Below are 15,675 nucleotides of genomic sequence, written 5' to 3'. Positions count from 1 at the left end.
GGCTATATTGAAGGAGCGAAAGCCAACGGCTGGAAACAAGCCATCAACCAACTATCCGTGGCATACCCCGACCGATTCGCGGACTACTTGTAAACCAAACCCCGCACACAAAAAATCGGACACTCTCCGGCGCAAGCCCCAGGGTCAACGCATCCCGCGCAGCCGGTTCATCGATCCGATGATCATGATTTCTGACCGGCCGGCAGATATTGAAGATCGGGCAGTACCAGGTCATTGGGAAGGCGATCTCATCATCGGCGCCGGAGGTAAATCCGCTATCGGAACCCTTGTCGAACGTCAGACCCGCTACGTTATGCTGCTGCACCTTCCCCACGGTCATGACGCGGTGGCTGTGCGCGATGCTCTAGTTGAAACCATCATGACCTTGCCCGAGCACCTACGCGGCTCATTGACATGGGACCAAGGCGCTGAAATGGCTGGCCACCGATCCTTCAGCATCGCGACGGATTGCCCGGTGTACTTCTGTGATCCGGGTTCGCCTTGGCAGCGAGGCACCAATGAGAACACGAACGGGTTGCTGCGGCAGTACTTCCCGAAAGGCGCTGACTTAAACGTTTACGGTCCTGAAGACCTCGAACTAGTAGCCCTGAAACTCAACAATCGACCGCGAAAGACCCTGGACTACGACACCCCAGCAGAACGCATGGCCGAACTACTAGGATTGACCGGAACCTAGGAAACGTTGCAACGAACGCTAGAATCCGCCGGGGTTGTCTGCCCGCCACTGCTTTCCCCACCGCCTTTTCGGGGCCTTTTCAGCGCTCTTTCAAGGCTGGGTTAGTCGCGGTTAGTCGCGTCCGGACCCCGTCCAATAGAAACCCAGGTCGACTGTGACTGGTGTGGCGCGAAACGGCAACGAGACTAACTTGCCCTGCGAAAAGAGTGCGGGGAGCAGGTTTTCGCTTTCCGACGGTCTTGCCCCCACCCCCAATCCCTCGTTCTCAGGCTGGGTTAGTCGCGTCCGGAACCCAGCCGGCAAAAGCCCAGGTCGACTGTGGCTGGTGTGGCGTCAGACTGCAACGCGACTAACTCGCCCCGGAGGGTGGCGCGGAGGGGCGCGGGGAGGGGCGCGGTGAAGCGGCAGGGAGGGCGGTGTTTTCCGGCAATGCACACTAGAGTGGACAATTTTCCCTCGCGCGGCCGTCGCGGATGAGGAACCATTGGGAGGCATGAGGGGGAATGACAGAAAACAAAAGGGATTGAGCCTGGGGGAGATCAGGGACATCGCGGCGGCGTTTCCTCGTGCGGCGGTGACGGGGCCAGCTGCGGCACGGCTTATGGGGCTGCCCACCCTGCAGTGGGTGGAGGCAGTGGACTTGCGGTACTTGTCGGGGGCGAAGCCGGGGAAACAGCCGAAAGACCCACGGGTGGTGTATCGCGGTGGGAGCATGCGGCAGGACCTGGTGCAAGAACGCAATGGCGTTCTCACCGCACACCCGATCCAGGTGCTCTTCGACATTTACCGCTACTACGGCCGACTGGATGCGCTGGTTCCGATCGAGCATCTGCGTTTTCATAACCGCGTCTCCCAGGAGGCGTTGCTGGATTCGGCCAGGAGCTTGTTGCCCAGGGCGAATGGGATTCGGGGGTTTGAGGGGTTGGTGGGGTGGAGTGCGGGGACGTCACAAAGCGCGCTTGAGACGATTGGGCGCGACACGGTGCTGAGGGCGGATATCCCGGAAGCGCACACCTTTGAGTTCCAGGTGGAGGTCGTCTTCGAGGACATTTTTGCGCAGCAGCGTTTTGCGTCCGTGGACATGATGATTAATGGGTGGCTTGCCGTTGAGTTCGATGGGCGGATTAAGTCCGATGGCACTTACGGCGATGGGGTAAAAGTGTTGCTTGCCCAGCTCGATCGCCAGCACGAGATCCAGGCCCTTGGGTTTAGTGTGGTGCGCGCCGGGTGGCGTGATGTGGTGAGCGGGAAGCTCGTGAGAGATCTCCGCCGTCTGCTCCGTGCGCGCCGCGAAGCTGCGTGATTACCCGTGCCATTCCGCGAGGCGCTCGTGCAGGGTTTTCTCCGAAGCCTCGTGGGCGGCGCGGTTTCCTTCCGCGGTTCCGCCGAGCATGAACTGCCAACCATTCGGTAGCTTTTCGGCATCAGGGAAAAATGCGTGCCCAGCGTCGGGGTAGACGTGCGCTTCAATGTTCGAGCCTTGCTCGGCGAGTGCACGCGCGGCAACGTCGGCTTGCCACATCTGGTCGGCGTCGCCAGCGAAGAGCAGGACGTTGCCGCGGTAATCGCTGAGGTCGATCCGCGCACCAGCGTCAGCGTTGGCCGCGGCGCTTTCGTAGGTTGCGCGGTAGGAGACTGGGTAGCTCGTGGCCATGGCCCAGAACATCTTTGCCCCAGAACTTATCGACGCCTTCCTAAACGACGCATACTCCACCACCTCACCCTTATCAGTGAACGAGGGGAAGTCCTCACCACCGGTGAAGTCAAGGCCACTGTAGGAATGGTCGGCTGGCGCGAAGGCGACGACATTGTCCACCGGGTAGCCGTGTGCCGCGAGGAGAGCAGCGAACTCCGCGCCTTTGGATGTGCCGATGACAGTGACGGGGGCAGGATCCTCCACGTGGTCGGCGATGTAGGCGGTGACCTCGTCGAACTGCTCCAGTGGGACGTTGGCGAGGGTGGGTTTCTGATTGTCCTGGCCGAAGAAGAAGAGGCTTAGGACTTCGTAGCCGGCGTCGAAAAGCTGCTTGGCGCGGGAGTAGTCCGGGGAGCCCTCCGACCCGCCGTAGACCACCACGACGCCGCGGTGCTTCTTCTCGGCCGGGCGGAAATGAAAGCCGTTCAAGTAGTCGCCCTCGATGGCGGTGATGTGCTCCGAGGTTTCGTAGGAGGATTTGTCGGAGCTCATTCCTTCGGGCATGGAATGCGTGATTGGGTACTTGTTCCCGTTGTAGGCACGCAACCCGAAGATGATGAGCACCAGGACGAGGATGGCCACTAGTACCCAGAGCAGAACTTTTCCGATTGCCTTGAGGGCTTTCATGGGGCCGATTTTACAAAAGGCCGGCCCCATGCGCGTTTAAGTGAACATTCCCTCCCCGACAAAGCCGGTTTCGCCTACGCCAGGTGGAACGAGGTAGGTGCCGGTTTTTGTGGTTTTGAGGTACTCGAGGAACATCTCGTCACGCGACATGGACTGGTGCACGGTGGCAAACCTGTCGACGGTGCGTGTGAACGCGATGAAGAACAAGCCGGCGTCGAGGCGACCTTGCTCGTTGGAACCGTCGACGAAGTTGAAGGCGCGGCGCAGCATGCGGATGCCGCCGTTCTGGTCAGGGTGCACGTTGAACACGTGGGAGCCGTGATCAATGACGGGGTGTCCGCGTTCATTCGTTGCGGCGAAGTCGGGTTCGTCGAATTCTTTGGTGCCACTCAGCGGGGCACCTTCGAACTTGTCGCGGCCGGTGACACGCTCCTGCTCCTGGAGTTGGAGGGTGTCCCAGACCTCGATGTTCATGGCGATGCGCCGGGCCGTTAGGTAGGACCCGCCTGCTGCCCAAGGCTGGGAGGATGTGGCGGGGATCCAAACGTGCTCGTCCAAAGCCTCGGTGTCCTCAGCGCGGATGTTGGCGGTGCCGTCCTTCTGCCCGAAGAGGTTACGCGGGGTGGGTTCCTCGCGCGTGGTCACGGCGGCTTTGCCGAATCCGATTTGGCTCCAGCGCAGCACCGCATCCGGCACTGCCAAGCGGGTCAGGTTGCGGATGGCATGAGTAGCTACCTGCGGATCGTTGGCGCAGGCCTGGATGCAGATGTCGCCGTCAGACTGCTCGCGGTTGAGGAAGTCATTGGACATCGGCGGCATTTCGGTGAACTCATCGGGCAGCTTGTCGGCTAAACCAAACTGGTCGCGGAAGAGACTGCGGCCGAAACCAAAGGTGATGGTTAAGGCAGACGGGCCTAGATCAAAGGCTTCACCGGAGTCAGCGGGCGGGAAGTTTTCGCCACCGCCGAAGGCACCTTTGGCGCTGACTTCGCCGCCGAGGGTCAATCGTCGGGAAGCATCGGTCCAGCGTTGCAAGAGATCGATCAGATCATCGCGGGTGGCTTTCTCATCCATGTCGAAAGCCGCGAAGTGGAGGCTGGTTTGCATCGGGCTGATGATTCCGGCCTGGTGCTCACCGGCGAAGTCGATGATGAGCTCGTCCGGGGAGGTGCTGTCGGCAGAACCCGATGCACTAGAGGTGTCCCGAGAGCAGGCAGCGGCGGCAGCGCCGGCGGCACTGACTCCGCCGAGCGCCAAGAAGGTACGCCGGTTGAAGCCACGCATTTAGGACTCCGCCTCCGTGTCCACGTTGAGGCCCAGCACGGTGCCGGTCAGGTTGGACAGCGGCTCACGCAGGGCATCCAGTGCACGGGTCAGCTTGGCCTGCTGGCCAGCGTCAACCTCGTCGTAGTCGACGTACCCGGTTTCAAGGCTGCCGTACTGGTCGAGGAGGGTTTGGATGTCGTCGAAGCGGGAGGAGATTTCGTCGACAAGCTTCTTACCCTGCTCCCCGCGCTCGGCGGCGATGCCTTTGACCATGTCAAACGCGATGCGGGAGCCTTGGATGTTGGCCTGGAAATCGTAGAGGTCCTTGTGTGACCACCAGTTTTCCTCGCCGGTGACCTTGGTGGTGGCGACTTCTTCGAGCAGGCCCATGGCACCGTTGGACACGGTGTCGACAGTGATGTCATTCTCCTCCGCGAAGTCCGGGGAGGTGACGGTGGAGTGCAGTTCCTCGACGTCGGCGATCAGGGCATCGGCGATCTCGCGGCGCTTTTCCGGCGTCGACGGCTCCCAGCCTTCGCGGGCGGGCGCGCCGTCAGCATTCTTGGTGTCTGCAGCTGGCGGCCACAGGTCCTTCTCCATGCGGTGGAAGCCGAGCCATTCGGTGAAGGTCGGGTCGTCTTCCTTCAGCTGGTCAGCCTCAGCGATGTAGTCGACCTCGCGGTAGTCAATGCGCGCGTCGAGCACACCAAGGGCCTCAGCGATCGGCTCGATGCGCTCGTAGTGCACGCGGGTGGTGGCGTAGAGGTCCTTGGCCTTTTCATCGTCGCCTGCAGCGTAGGCTTCGGCGAATTCCTCGGTCTTGGGCAGCAGCTCCGCAACCTCGTTTTTGACAAAGGCCACGTAGTTATCGCGCGCCTCATTAAAGCGCTGTTCATCGGACTCGCTGTACTGGATCGGCTCGCCAGTCACCGTGAATTCAGCCTGGCCTACGTTCGGGCCGCGCAGGCCGGGCTTGCACGCGGTGTAGTAGGTGCCGGGTTCCAGCTGCACGGTCAGGTCAGCGGTGCTACCAGGCGTGATGTTTTCGCGCTCGGCGATGACGCGCAGGCCATCGTCGGCGAGGACGTAGAACTCGGTGACGCGCTCGCCTTCATTGGTGATGGAAAACGTACTGGTGCCAGACTCAACCGAGTTTGTGGCAACCGTGCAGGTGTCTTCTTTCGCCTGGACGTCGATGCCGTCGCCGCTGCTGTTTTCCACGCATCCCGCGAGCGGGAGAGTGAGAGCCAGCGAGGCAAGGATAACAGGGGAGCGCTTCATAATGAGACCTCTCGTGGAATAGTGTCAGTTTTTTGCTTATCGACGTCACCGCGTCCCGCCGTACGCACATGCCTCACAAAGACCGGAACAATGATGGCGAGGTAAGCGCACCAACCAATGACTTGTAGCCAGGACATTTGGGGCATGAAGCCGGTGAACGCTTGGAGCAGGGTGGCAGTGAGACCGGTTGGATCGATGACCCCGTCCAGGTTGAACGCCCACCCGAATGGGAAAGACGCCATCCAGAACGGATACGTGGCAAACCCGGTGAGTACCTCGCCGGTTCGTGGGTGTGTTGGAGCAATCGGTGCGCCGGAGAATGGGCCGGGGAGGAACTGCGCCTCCTGGAGATCGTGGATGGCGTAGGCGAGGATGCCCGCCGCGACGATGATGAGAAGTGCACTTGACCAGGTGAAGAAGGTGCCCAGATTGAGGCGGAGTGCACCGCGGTAGATTAGCCATCCCATCAGGATTGCGATGGCGATGCCCGCGAATGCTCCGGTGATCGCACTCGGCGTGGTGGTCCAACCCCACAGCAGAAGCGTCAGTTCGATTCCTTCACGAGCAACCGCCACGAACGCGAGCCAGAACATCGCCTGCTTACCCTTGGTCAGCGCGATGCCGGTTTTGTCGTCGAGCATGGTGCGCAACTTGCCGTTTTCGTTGCTTAAGGAGAGGGCCATGCCGGTGATCATGGCAACGGCGATCAGCGACATGATGCCGCCGATTGCCTCCTGCGCGCGGAAGGAAAGGCCATAACGCTCGAAGGTGAAAAGGGCGCCGAGAGCAGTACAGATCGCGGCTGCTGAAAGCACGCCAACCCAGACGGTGCGGGCCGCGGTGTTTGCCTGGATGCCACTGTTCTTGCTGTCTCGGCGCTGGATTGCGGCGAACAACATGCCGACGATGAGTGATGCTTCCAAGCCCTCTCGGAGGCCAACCAGGAACGCGGCGATAAACATGTGCGGAACTTTCTCGTGTCAAAAATGGCCGGCCACAGAGCGTCCGCTGAATAAGCTAAGGCTACCCACGACTAGCCAAGGCAAACCTTACCTAACGTAGTAACGGGATGTAAAGACCCTGAGTTTTGGTGCGACCTCAGTACCAGCTCAAAGCCACTAAAATGCGACCGTCACGCCGCGACACTAAAAGGACCGCAGGGCACCGTGGGTGCTCCGTGCGGTCCTTGAAGAGTGAGCAGGCTAGAACTTTGGCGCGCGCCGTTCCAGGAATGCGGCTACACCTTCTTTGTGCTCCGCGCTTTGGGTGAGCAATGTCTGCTCGCGGGCTTCCTCCGCCAGACTAAGTGGCAGTTGAGGCAAGGAGACCCGGTTGACCGCGCGCTTAGTCTGGGCGACGGCGCCGCGCGGGGAGAACCGGAATTCCTCGGCCCACTCGAGTGCGAGGTCAAGGGCGGGCCCTTCCGTGATCTCGGCCACGAGCCCCATCTGCATGGCGTCGGCCGCAGGGATGCGCTCTTGGCGTAGCACGAGCCGCATGGCGCGGTGACGCCCCACGGATGCAGCTAGGGTCGCCACCGCGCCACCATCCGGCATGAGGCCGATACGCCCGAATGGGAGAGTGATGAACGCAGACTGGCCAGCAACGATGAGGTCGCAGGCACACGCCAGCGAGGCACCGATACCAGCGATGGCACCTTCAGCCGCAGCGATCACGGGCACATCCGCGCGGGTGATGGCGTAGATGACGTGTTCGATGCCACCGAGGGAGTGCGAGGCGGCTTCGGCGGAGTTCTCGCTCAGGAACGCCTGCAGGTCCATGCCAGAGCAGAACGCGGATTCATCGCCGGTGATGATCACGCAGCGGATCTCAGGGTTCGCGTTGGCGGCATTGACTGCGTCGCCGATCGCCCAGTAGGAATCCGGCTCCAGGGCGTTGCGCTTAGCGGGGTTGGAAATCCGGACGATTTCCGTGGTGCCCCGCGTTTCGCTGGTGATATTGCCTTTGAGCTGGCGTGACATGGCAGGTGCCTTACTTGGACACGAAGCCGGCGAGGCGGCCCTCGATGATTTCCACGGCGTCAGCCACGATGGTGTCGATGAGCTCCTGGCAGGACGGGATGTCGTTGATGAGGCCCTGGACAGGACCCGCAGACCAGATGCCAGCGTCGAGATCGCCAGTCTCGTAGACCTGCGCGCCACGCTTGCCGGCCACGAGGTCACGGATCTCGGGGAAGGTTGCGCCAGCATTAAGCTTTTCGACGACCTCATCACTCACCGCATTCTTCGCCACACGCGCGGTGTTGTTGAGGGTGCGCAGGATAAGGTTGGTGTCCAGCTCGGAGCGCTCAACGATGGCTTCCTTCACATTCTGGTGAACCGGGGCCTCCTTGGTGGCCAGGAAGCGGGTGCCCATGTTGATGCCTTCGGCGCCGAGGGAGAGCGCGGCGGCCATTCCGCGGCCGTCGGCAATGCCACCGGAAGCGACGAAGGGGATTTCCAGCTTGTCAGCTGCTGCTGGCAAGAGGATCAATCCTGGGATGTCGTCCTCACCAGGATGGCCGGCGCACTCGAAGCCGTCGATAGAAAGAATGTCAACGCCCTTGTTCTGCGCGCTGATGGCGTGGCGCACAGAGGTGCACTTGTGGATGACGGTGGCACCCGCAGCCTTCAGTGACGGCACGAGCTGAGCCGGGTTCGCACCTGCGGTTTCAACGATTCGGATGCCCTTTTCAATAGCCACGCGGAGGTATTCCTCGTACGGCGGGGGCGTGATCGTCGGCAGAATGGTCAGGTTCACGCCGAACGGCTTGTCCGTCATCTCACGGCAGCGATCAATTTCCTTGCCCAGATCCTCCGGGGTCGGCTGGGTCAGTGAGGTGATAATGCCCAGGCCACCCGCGTTGGACACGGCTGCTGCGAGCTCAGCCTTACCGACCCACTGCATGCCTCCCTGGACGATGGGGTGCTCGATGCCGAGCATCTCATTAATACGGGTATTGATCTTTGCTGCCATAATCGTGCTCTCCTTAAGTCTGAAGACGTAATGAGAGCTACATTACACCGGGGGAATCATTGTAGTGCGCGTTACTAGAAAAAGTCGAAGCCGTCACCACCGCCGAAATCACCGAAGTCTCCGAATCCGCCGAGGTCTTCGCCACCACTGTCAGCGCCACCGAGTTCATCGGCATTGCTGACGTCCCCGGCAGCAAACTGATCAGCACTGGGGGTGCCGGCCATTCCGGCGAACATTGCGGAGTAGAACATCATGGAACTTGCAGCCCACACGCCGGTCATAGCTGCCGGCGCCCACCAGGCGGTGGAGTACCAGCCGGCAGGGACTGGGCGGCCAGCAACGGCACCGCCGGGGTAGTAGTGCGGGGTCTGAGAGCTGGCGTAGGGCGAGGCCTGGATGGTTTGGCCATCGAATTCTGCGGTACGCGGTTCAGTGACCCGGCCAGCCTGACGTTGAGCTTCTAGCTCGGGCAGTTGCGGGCCGGGGGCTAGGCCGAGGATTTCGCGCGCGGCGTTGACGTAGTAGAGGCCTTCAAGAGCAGATTCGCGGGCGAGCTGAGCTTGGCGCACGGTCGTCGCCTGGGTGAGGGCGGAATGTGCGGCGTTATAGCGTTCCGACGCATCCGCCATCGCTTGCGTTGACGCGGTGTCCGTGCCAGAGATGGTGAGGACTTGGTGGCCGAGGCGATCGATCCACCGTCGGGCGTCGGCAAGCTCATCGTCCAGATTTGCGTGCTGACCTTTCTTTTGGGTATTTCCGATGGCCTTGATGGCGCCGAGTAAAAGGGCACCAACAGCTAGCAAGATAACGAGTTCCACGTGCTCTCTTTTCTTTTGGATGTTCAACTACTTCCCCAACGAATCGTGGACAAGAAGAGTTCCTTTTTGGAGCGGACCGTGCAGTGGGATATGCTGTTGAGCGCGCTTTGCGCAGCTGGGAATGTCGTATAGTGGCTAATACCTCAGCCTTCCAAGCTGAAGACGCGGGTTCGATTCCCGTCATTCCCTCCAAATCGGCCGGCTCCCACGAAAATGCGGGGCCGGCTTTTTATTGCACTAGCTGCGGTGATGGGTGTGTATTGCACCACTACTGGCCCCCAATGATGTGGCGTGTTTTCAGGTCACGCTAGAATCGTCTTCCGTGAGCAAGCCGGTGCTTCATCGGTAGGCTTGAGGTCACCTTACGGGGCGTGGCGCAGTTTGGTAGCGCACCTGCTTTGGGAGCAGGGGGTCGCAGGTTCAAATCCTGTCGCCCCGACAAAGGGACGCGGATGGCGTCCCTTTTAATTCTTAGAACGATTACGCAATCTAGCCAGGAGAGAATTTCCGTGAAGACTTCTGTGGACAAGCTCAGCGACACTCGCGTGAAGTTGAACGTGACCGTACCGTTTGAGGAGCTCGGCCCGGAAATTGACCAGGCGTACGCGGCAATTGCTCAGCAGGTAAATATTCCGGGTTTCCGTCGTGGCAAGGCTCCTCGCCAGCTTATTGACGCACGGTTTGGCCGTGGCCCGATTCTTGAGCAAGTTGTCAATGACATGCTGCCAACGCGTTATGAGGCTGCTGTGACTGAGCATGACCTGAAGGTTATTGGTCAGCCAGAGATTGACGTTACCAAGATTGAGGACAATGACGTTGTGGAGTTCACCGCTGAGGTGGACATCCGTCCGGAGATTGAGGTGCCGGACTTCTCCAAGATTAAGGTCACTGTGCCGGCATTGAAGGTTGACGATGAGGCAGTGGATGCTGAGCTCGACAACCTGCGTGCGCGTTTCGGTGAGCTGAAGGACACTCGACGTAAGTTGAAGAAGGGCGATTTCGCTGTTCTTGACCTTGAAGCCACGATCGATGGTGAGAAGGTTGAGGAGGCATCGACCGAGGGTATTTCTTACGAGATTGGCCGCGATGACTTGATCGAGGGGTTGGACAAGGCTGTCAAGGGTCTCAAGACCGGTGAGGATGCTGAGTTCACCTCCGAGATCCAGTATGGCGACCATAAGGGCGAAGAGGCCACCATCAAGGTCACCGTTCAGCAGACCAAGGAGCGCAAGCTGCCGGAGCTGGATGAGGAATTCGTCCAGATGGCGTCTGAGTTTGACACGGTTGAGGAGCTACGCGAGTCCACTAAGACTCAGCTAGAGGAGTCCAAGAAGGCTGAGCAGGCAGCAGCCATCCGCGATGAGGTGCTCAAGGCTGCGCTGGAGGAGACTGAGTTCGAGCTGCCCACCTCTGTTGTGGATGAGCAGGTGCACAACCAGCTCCACCAGATCCTGGGCCAGCTGGCACACGACGAGAATGCTTTCGCTCAGCTGCTTGAAGCGCAGGGCACCACTCGTGAAGAATTTGAGAAGGAGTCCCGCGAGAACGCTGAGAACTCCGTACGCACCCAGCTTTTCCTCGATGCCGTTGCTGACCAGGAGCAGCCGGAGGTGTCCCAGCAGGAGCTGACGGACCACATCCTGTTCACCGCACAGTCCTACGGCATGGACCCGAATCAGTTCATCATGCAGCTGCAGCAGTCCGGCCAGGTTGCAAACCTGTTCGCCGATGTCCGTCGTGGCAAAGCTTTGGCCGCTGCTATTTCCCGCACTTCCGTTAAGGATGACGAGGGCAAGAAGGTTGACCCGAACGAATACTTCGGTGAGCTCGACGAGGACGAGAACGCTGAGGCAACAGACGAGAGCTAGTCGCGTCAGCGCTTGAGAAACGCAACGACCCCGGATGGTCGGAGGAAACTCCCGCCCCGGGGTCGAATGCGTCAGTGTGGGCGCCATGCATGCTGTCAGCGAACACGCACCACAAGGCGGGAATCCGCGACTAGGGTGGGGCGTTATTAACAGAACAACGTAAAAGCATTGATGATAAGGAGCACACCGCATGACTACGCCAGCAGCCGGTATGAATTTGGGTGACTCGGTCTACGAGCGCCTGCTGCGCGAGCGCATTATCTTCCTGGGTCAGGAAGTGGACGACGAGATTGCTAATAAGCTCTGCGCGCAGATCTTGCTGCTATCTGCGGAGGATCCAACGCGGGACATTTCGCTGTACATTAACTCTCCGGGTGGCTCTGTCACGGCGGGTATGGCTATTTATGACACGATGAAGTACTCCCCGTGTGACATCGCTACGTACGGCATGGGTCTGGCTGCATCGATGGGCCAGTTCCTGCTTTCCGGCGGTACCAAGGGGAAGCGTTTCGCGTTGCCGCATGCGCGGATTATGATGCACCAGCCGTCTGCAGGCGTGGGCGGTACGGCGGCAGATATTGCTATTCAGGCTGAGCAGTTCGCGCAGACGAAGGAAGAGATGGCACGTCTCATTGCGGAGCACACGGGCCAGACCTTCGAACAGATCACCAAGGACTCGGACCGTGACCGCTGGTTCACGGCGGAGGAGGCACGTGAGTACGGCATCGTCGACCATGTGATCTCCAGCGCGCAGGGCAGCATCAGCAATTAACCGGCAGACACAGAGAATTAAGGAGAAAACAATGTCTTTCCAGATGCCTAACTCCCGTTACGTGCTGCCGAGCTTTATTGAGCAGTCCTCGTACGGCACAAAGGAAACGAACCCGTACTCCAAGTTGTTCGAGGAACGCATTATCTTCCTGGGCACCCAGGTGGATGACACGTCGGCGAATGACATTATGGCGCAGCTGCTCGTCCTTGAGTCTCAGGACCCGGACCGGGATATCACGATGTATATCAACTCCCCGGGTGGTTCTTTCACCTCGTTGATGGCTATTTACGACACGATGCAGTACGTCCGCCCGGATGTGCAGACGGTGTGCCTGGGCCAGGCGGCGTCTGCTGCAGCTGTGATTTTGGCTGCTGGTGCGCCGGGCAAGCGCGCAGCTCTGCCGAATTCCCGTGTGCTCATTCACCAGCCGGCAACGGAAGGCACCCGTGGTCAGGTCTCTGATCTGGAGATTCAGGCGAAGGAGATCGAGCGTATGCGTCGCCTCATGGAGGAGACGTTGGCGCGTCACTCTGGCCGCACCGCTGAGCAGGTGCGCATTGACACGGACCGTGACAAGATCCTTACCGCTGATGAGGCCGTTGAGTACGGCATCATTGACCAGGTGTTTGATTACCGCAAGCTCAACGCATAAAGCGTGTGCATTAACTAAGGCCAAGCTCGTCGTAGCTTGGCCTTTTTGCTACTTAACCCCTACACCATCTCACGGACTAGTCGCACGTAACCATGCGATCAATGATCTGTTTGGGGAACCCTTGGCGTTTGGCTTTGGCTGTGTCGTAGCAGGCGAATCCGGTGTATGTGGTGTCTGAGCTCTCGAAGAGCATCCAGTCTGTGCCGTCCCAGGAGAAGTACTGGACGTGGTCGGTGGCGTAGGTGCCGATGGAAGCGTGCTTGCCATCGCAGTACATGGACACGAGTTCGCCTGGTTGGCCCTGTTCGAAGGGTGTCCAGTCGCATGGCCCGGTGGGTTGGGTGTCGGGTTCGGGTGTTTCTTTCTTGGGCACCGTTTCTTCGGACACCGTTTCACTGACGGTGCTGACCGTGGTGGAGGGGTTTTCTGAGCTGCTGGCGGGGGGTCCGCGGTCAACTCTGGTTCGGGGAGGGATTCAGAGCATGCGGAGAGTAGCAAGGGGAGGGTGATGGCGAGTGCAATGGCTCGCAGGGTGCGGTGTATGGTCACGTGTGTTTCCTAAAACTCATCGGCCTTGTTGGCGCCCACCTTAATGGTTGCCGGATCGTCGGGTTTCTCACCGCGCAGGTAGGCGGATAAAGTGGCCTATACAAGTTGAGGCACGTTCGAAGATAGCCTTTTTGCTTATCGACGAGCCGTTGCGCCCCGCCCCACCGGCCACTTAGCGGAAATATCGGGTGGGTGGGGTAGCGTTTATACAGTTAGAAATCCACCAAGCGAGGGTTGAAGAGACACACAATGGCGGTTACGCAAGATAGCTCCGATCTACTCAAGTGCTCCTTTTGTGGCAAGAGCCAAAAACAAGTGCGGAAGCTCATCGCTGGCGGCGGAGTGTACATCTGTGATGAGTGCATTGAGCTGTGTAACGAGATTATCGAGGAGGAGCTTGCTGGCAGCCAGACGCAGGAGTCGCAGGAGGATGCGAAGCTGCCTCGTCCGTCGGAGATCACGGCATTTCTGGATCAGTATGTGATTGGCCAAGATCAGGCTAAGCGCACTCTTGCTGTTGCGGTGTACAACCATTACAAGCGCGTTCGTACGGAGCTGGAGGGCATTCGGAAGAAGGACGAGGATGTTGAGATTGCTAAGTCCAACATCCTTCTGCTGGGGCCAACAGGGTCCGGTAAGACCTACTTGGCGCAGACCTTGGCGCGCATGTTGAATGTGCCTTTCGCCATCGCGGATGCAACCTCGCTGACGGAAGCCGGCTATGTGGGCGAAGATGTGGAGAATATCCTGCTCAAGCTCCTTCAGGCGGCTGATTTTGATGTAAATCGTGCGCAGAACGGCATTATTTATGTCGATGAGGTGGACAAGATTTCCCGTAAGTCAGAGAACCCGTCGATCACGCGTGATGTCTCGGGTGAGGGTGTTCAGCAGGCACTGTTGAAGATCCTGGAGGGAACCGTTGCCTCCGTTCCGCCGCAGGGCGGGCGTAAGCACCCGAACCAAGAGTTCATCCAGCTGGACACCACCAACATCTTGTTTGTTGTAGCTGGTGCGTTTGATGGCTTGGACAAGGTCATCGCTGAGCGCGTGGGCAAGAAGGGCATTGGTTTCGGGGCGGAGATTGATTCGGCTTCAGAGCGTGATGCGGCGAATCTGCTGTCCAAGGTGCAGCCAGAGGATTTGGTTAAGTTCGGTTTGATCCCTGAGTTCATTGGGCGTCTGCCTATCTTGGCTGCAGTGGAGAACTTGGATGAGGATTCGATGGTGAAGGTGCTCACGGAGCCGAAGAATTCTTTGGTGAAGCAGTACCAGCGCCTATTTGAAATGGATGGTGCGCAACTTCGTTTCACGGATGCCGCGTTGCATGCGGTGGCGAAGAAGGCTGCTGAGCGTGGCACTGGTGCGCGTGGCCTGCGGGCCATCATGGAAGAAACTCTCGTACCTATCATGTATGACTTGCCGGACCGTGATGATGTCCGTGAAGTGGTCATTGGCAAGGCGGTTATTGATTCGGGGGCCAACCCTGAATACGTGTTGCACGATACGAAGAAGACGGCTTAAAACGTCTTCACCGGCGGATGGTTATTCGCCGGTGTCTACTCGCCGGAGGGTTCGAGGTCGTCGTCGTATATGTCGTCGATAAGCGGTTCGGCGATGGAGGTGCCTGAGAGGTAGTCCTTCGTGTAGCCATCATCATCAGAGTGGATAGCGTGCGGGGTGCCGGTGGTGTGGGTGAGGTAGGACTCATAGCCCGAATCCGGGATGTTGGACGTGAGGAATGTCAGCACAGCATCAATGGTCAGGCGCCGCATGCCTTCGGTGTTGGCGGGGCTGAGCAAGTTGATGGCGCTGAATTCATCCAGCGTGATGCTGTTGCTCGTGCGGAAGAAAGATAGGGAAGCGATGAGTACCACCACATCCGCAGCGCTGATACCTGGGCGGAAAGCGCCCACATCCTGCCCCATGAGCAGGAGGCGTTCGAGCTGCAAAATCACCTCGGATTCACTGCGTAGTGAGGTGGCTTCGCCGGGGGTGAGTACCGGATCGAGGTTCTCACGCAACAGCAGGCGGATGGCCTCAGGGTGCTGCACCATTCCGTGGTAGATAGCATCAACGAAACGACGAATGCCTTCCACCGGTGCGGCGTAGGAGCGTTCCAGGAAATCTTGAGGTGGGGAGAAACTCCACACGGCATGGACAAGACAGCGACGATACAGCTCTTTCTTATCCCCGAAGTGGTAGTGCAGCATGCGCTTAGACATGCCTACTTCCTTGGCTATCGCATCCAGCTTGGTGGCTGTATAGCCCTCTTGAGCAAAATACGACAAGGCAACAGTGATGGCACGGTCGAGGGTCGTTTTGTTTGCCCCTTCGGCCGCGCTAGTGGGGACAGCGGGGCCCGCGGGTGTATTCCTGTCGGGGTGGGTGCTGCCGACACTGGGTTCCGTCACGTCTGTGTCCTTTGTCTTTCTGCTTTTATTCCGTGGTCTTTTGTTCCATGGCCTTTAGTTGA

14 protein-coding genes, 2 tRNA genes and 1 pseudogene are annotated in these 15,675 nt (G+C 59.3%); 8 read left to right on the top strand and 9 right to left on the bottom strand.

Annotated elements, in window-relative coordinates:
* Positions 1–127: 127 nt before the first annotated feature.
* Positions 128–697, top strand: a pseudogene (locus tag F4V54_RS04435) (IS30 family transposase); the annotation flags it as partial.
* A 493-nt stretch (positions 698–1,190) separates the two neighbouring features.
* Positions 1,191–2,000, top strand: a complete 810-nt coding sequence (locus tag F4V54_RS04430) for a hypothetical protein (protein WP_034664383.1) — start codon at positions 1,191–1,193, stop codon at positions 1,998–2,000.
* On the opposite strand, the gene F4V54_RS04425 is transcribed toward F4V54_RS04430, so the two are convergent.
* The 7 genes from F4V54_RS04425 to F4V54_RS04395 all read right to left on the bottom strand — a co-directional run bounded on the left by F4V54_RS04425 (position 2,001) and on the right by F4V54_RS04395 (position 9,361).
* Positions 2,001–3,020: a dienelactone hydrolase family protein gene (locus tag F4V54_RS04425; RefSeq protein ID WP_211359461.1), complete on the bottom strand. Its 1,020-nt coding sequence runs from the start codon at positions 3,018–3,020 to the stop codon at positions 2,001–2,003.
* Positions 3,021–3,056: 36 nt separating this feature from the next.
* Positions 3,057–4,304 (bottom strand): iron uptake transporter deferrochelatase/peroxidase subunit, encoded by a 1,248-nt coding sequence (efeB, locus tag F4V54_RS04420; protein WP_150386377.1) that lies wholly within the window; start codon positions 4,302–4,304, stop codon positions 3,057–3,059.
* Positions 4,305–5,567 carry an iron uptake system protein EfeO gene (gene efeO, locus F4V54_RS04415; RefSeq protein ID WP_150386376.1) on the bottom strand — a complete coding sequence of 421 codons (1,263 nt, stop codon included), beginning with the start codon at positions 5,565–5,567 and terminating at the stop codon, positions 4,305–4,307. It lies immediately after the preceding gene.
* A complete protein-coding gene (locus F4V54_RS04410) occupies positions 5,564–6,529 on the bottom strand; it encodes an FTR1 family iron permease (RefSeq protein WP_150386375.1) in 966 nt (321 codons plus the stop codon). The genes efeO and F4V54_RS04410 overlap by 4 nt, the downstream gene beginning before the upstream one ends.
* A 240-nt stretch (positions 6,530–6,769) precedes the next feature.
* Positions 6,770–7,549 (bottom strand): enoyl-CoA hydratase-related protein, encoded by a 780-nt coding sequence (locus tag F4V54_RS04405; RefSeq protein WP_150386374.1) that lies wholly within the window; start codon positions 7,547–7,549, stop codon positions 6,770–6,772.
* A 10-nt stretch (positions 7,550–7,559) separates the two neighbouring features.
* Positions 7,560–8,543 carry an NAD(P)H-dependent flavin oxidoreductase gene (locus F4V54_RS04400; RefSeq protein ID WP_150386373.1) on the bottom strand — a complete coding sequence of 328 codons (984 nt, stop codon included), beginning with the start codon at positions 8,541–8,543 and terminating at the stop codon, positions 7,560–7,562.
* 74 nt (positions 8,544–8,617) lie between these two features.
* Positions 8,618–9,361 carry a DUF1542 domain-containing protein gene (locus tag F4V54_RS04395; protein WP_150386372.1) on the bottom strand — a complete coding sequence of 248 codons (744 nt, stop codon included), beginning with the start codon at positions 9,359–9,361 and terminating at the stop codon, positions 8,618–8,620.
* A gap of 117 nt (positions 9,362–9,478) precedes the next feature.
* Here F4V54_RS04395 and F4V54_RS04390 point away from each other — a divergent pair.
* From F4V54_RS04390 to F4V54_RS04370, 5 genes are all read left to right on the top strand, one after another.
* Positions 9,479–9,553: transfer RNA gene (locus tag F4V54_RS04390), tRNA-Gly, on the top strand.
* A 173-nt stretch (positions 9,554–9,726) separates the two neighbouring features.
* Positions 9,727–9,800, top strand: a tRNA-Pro gene (locus F4V54_RS04385).
* A gap of 70 nt (positions 9,801–9,870) precedes the next feature.
* On the top strand, positions 9,871–11,229 hold the full coding sequence (gene tig / locus F4V54_RS04380) for a trigger factor (RefSeq protein WP_170253106.1): 1,359 nt from the start codon (positions 9,871–9,873) through the stop codon (positions 11,227–11,229).
* A gap of 190 nt (positions 11,230–11,419) precedes the next feature.
* Complete coding sequence (locus F4V54_RS04375) at positions 11,420–12,001, top strand: ATP-dependent Clp protease proteolytic subunit (RefSeq protein ID WP_034664370.1); 582 nt, start codon at positions 11,420–11,422, stop codon at positions 11,999–12,001.
* A 31-nt stretch (positions 12,002–12,032) separates the two neighbouring features.
* On the top strand, positions 12,033–12,653 hold the full coding sequence (locus F4V54_RS04370) for an ATP-dependent Clp protease proteolytic subunit (RefSeq protein ID WP_034664368.1): 621 nt from the start codon (positions 12,033–12,035) through the stop codon (positions 12,651–12,653).
* 76 nt (positions 12,654–12,729) lie between these two features.
* Here F4V54_RS04370 and F4V54_RS04365 read toward each other — a convergent pair whose 3' ends face one another.
* Positions 12,730–13,041, bottom strand: coding sequence for a hypothetical protein (locus F4V54_RS04365; RefSeq protein WP_150386370.1), 312 nt, complete (start codon positions 13,039–13,041; stop codon positions 12,730–12,732).
* 410 nt (positions 13,042–13,451) lie between these two features.
* Here F4V54_RS04365 and clpX point away from each other — a divergent pair, with 410 nt between their 5' ends.
* Positions 13,452–14,723: an ATP-dependent Clp protease ATP-binding subunit ClpX gene (gene clpX / locus F4V54_RS04360; RefSeq protein ID WP_034664365.1), complete on the top strand. Its 1,272-nt coding sequence runs from the start codon at positions 13,452–13,454 to the stop codon at positions 14,721–14,723.
* 35 nt (positions 14,724–14,758) lie between these two features.
* Here clpX and F4V54_RS04355 read toward each other — a convergent pair whose 3' ends face one another.
* Positions 14,759–15,613: a TetR/AcrR family transcriptional regulator gene (locus tag F4V54_RS04355; RefSeq protein WP_150386369.1), complete on the bottom strand. Its 855-nt coding sequence runs from the start codon at positions 15,611–15,613 to the stop codon at positions 14,759–14,761.
* Positions 15,614–15,675 lie beyond the last annotated feature (62 nt).

The organism is Corynebacterium tuscaniense (assembly GCF_008693065.1).
GTDB lineage: Bacteria > Actinomycetota > Actinomycetes > Mycobacteriales > Mycobacteriaceae > Corynebacterium > Corynebacterium tuscaniense.
This window is presented reverse-complemented; position numbering and strand designations above follow the sequence as displayed.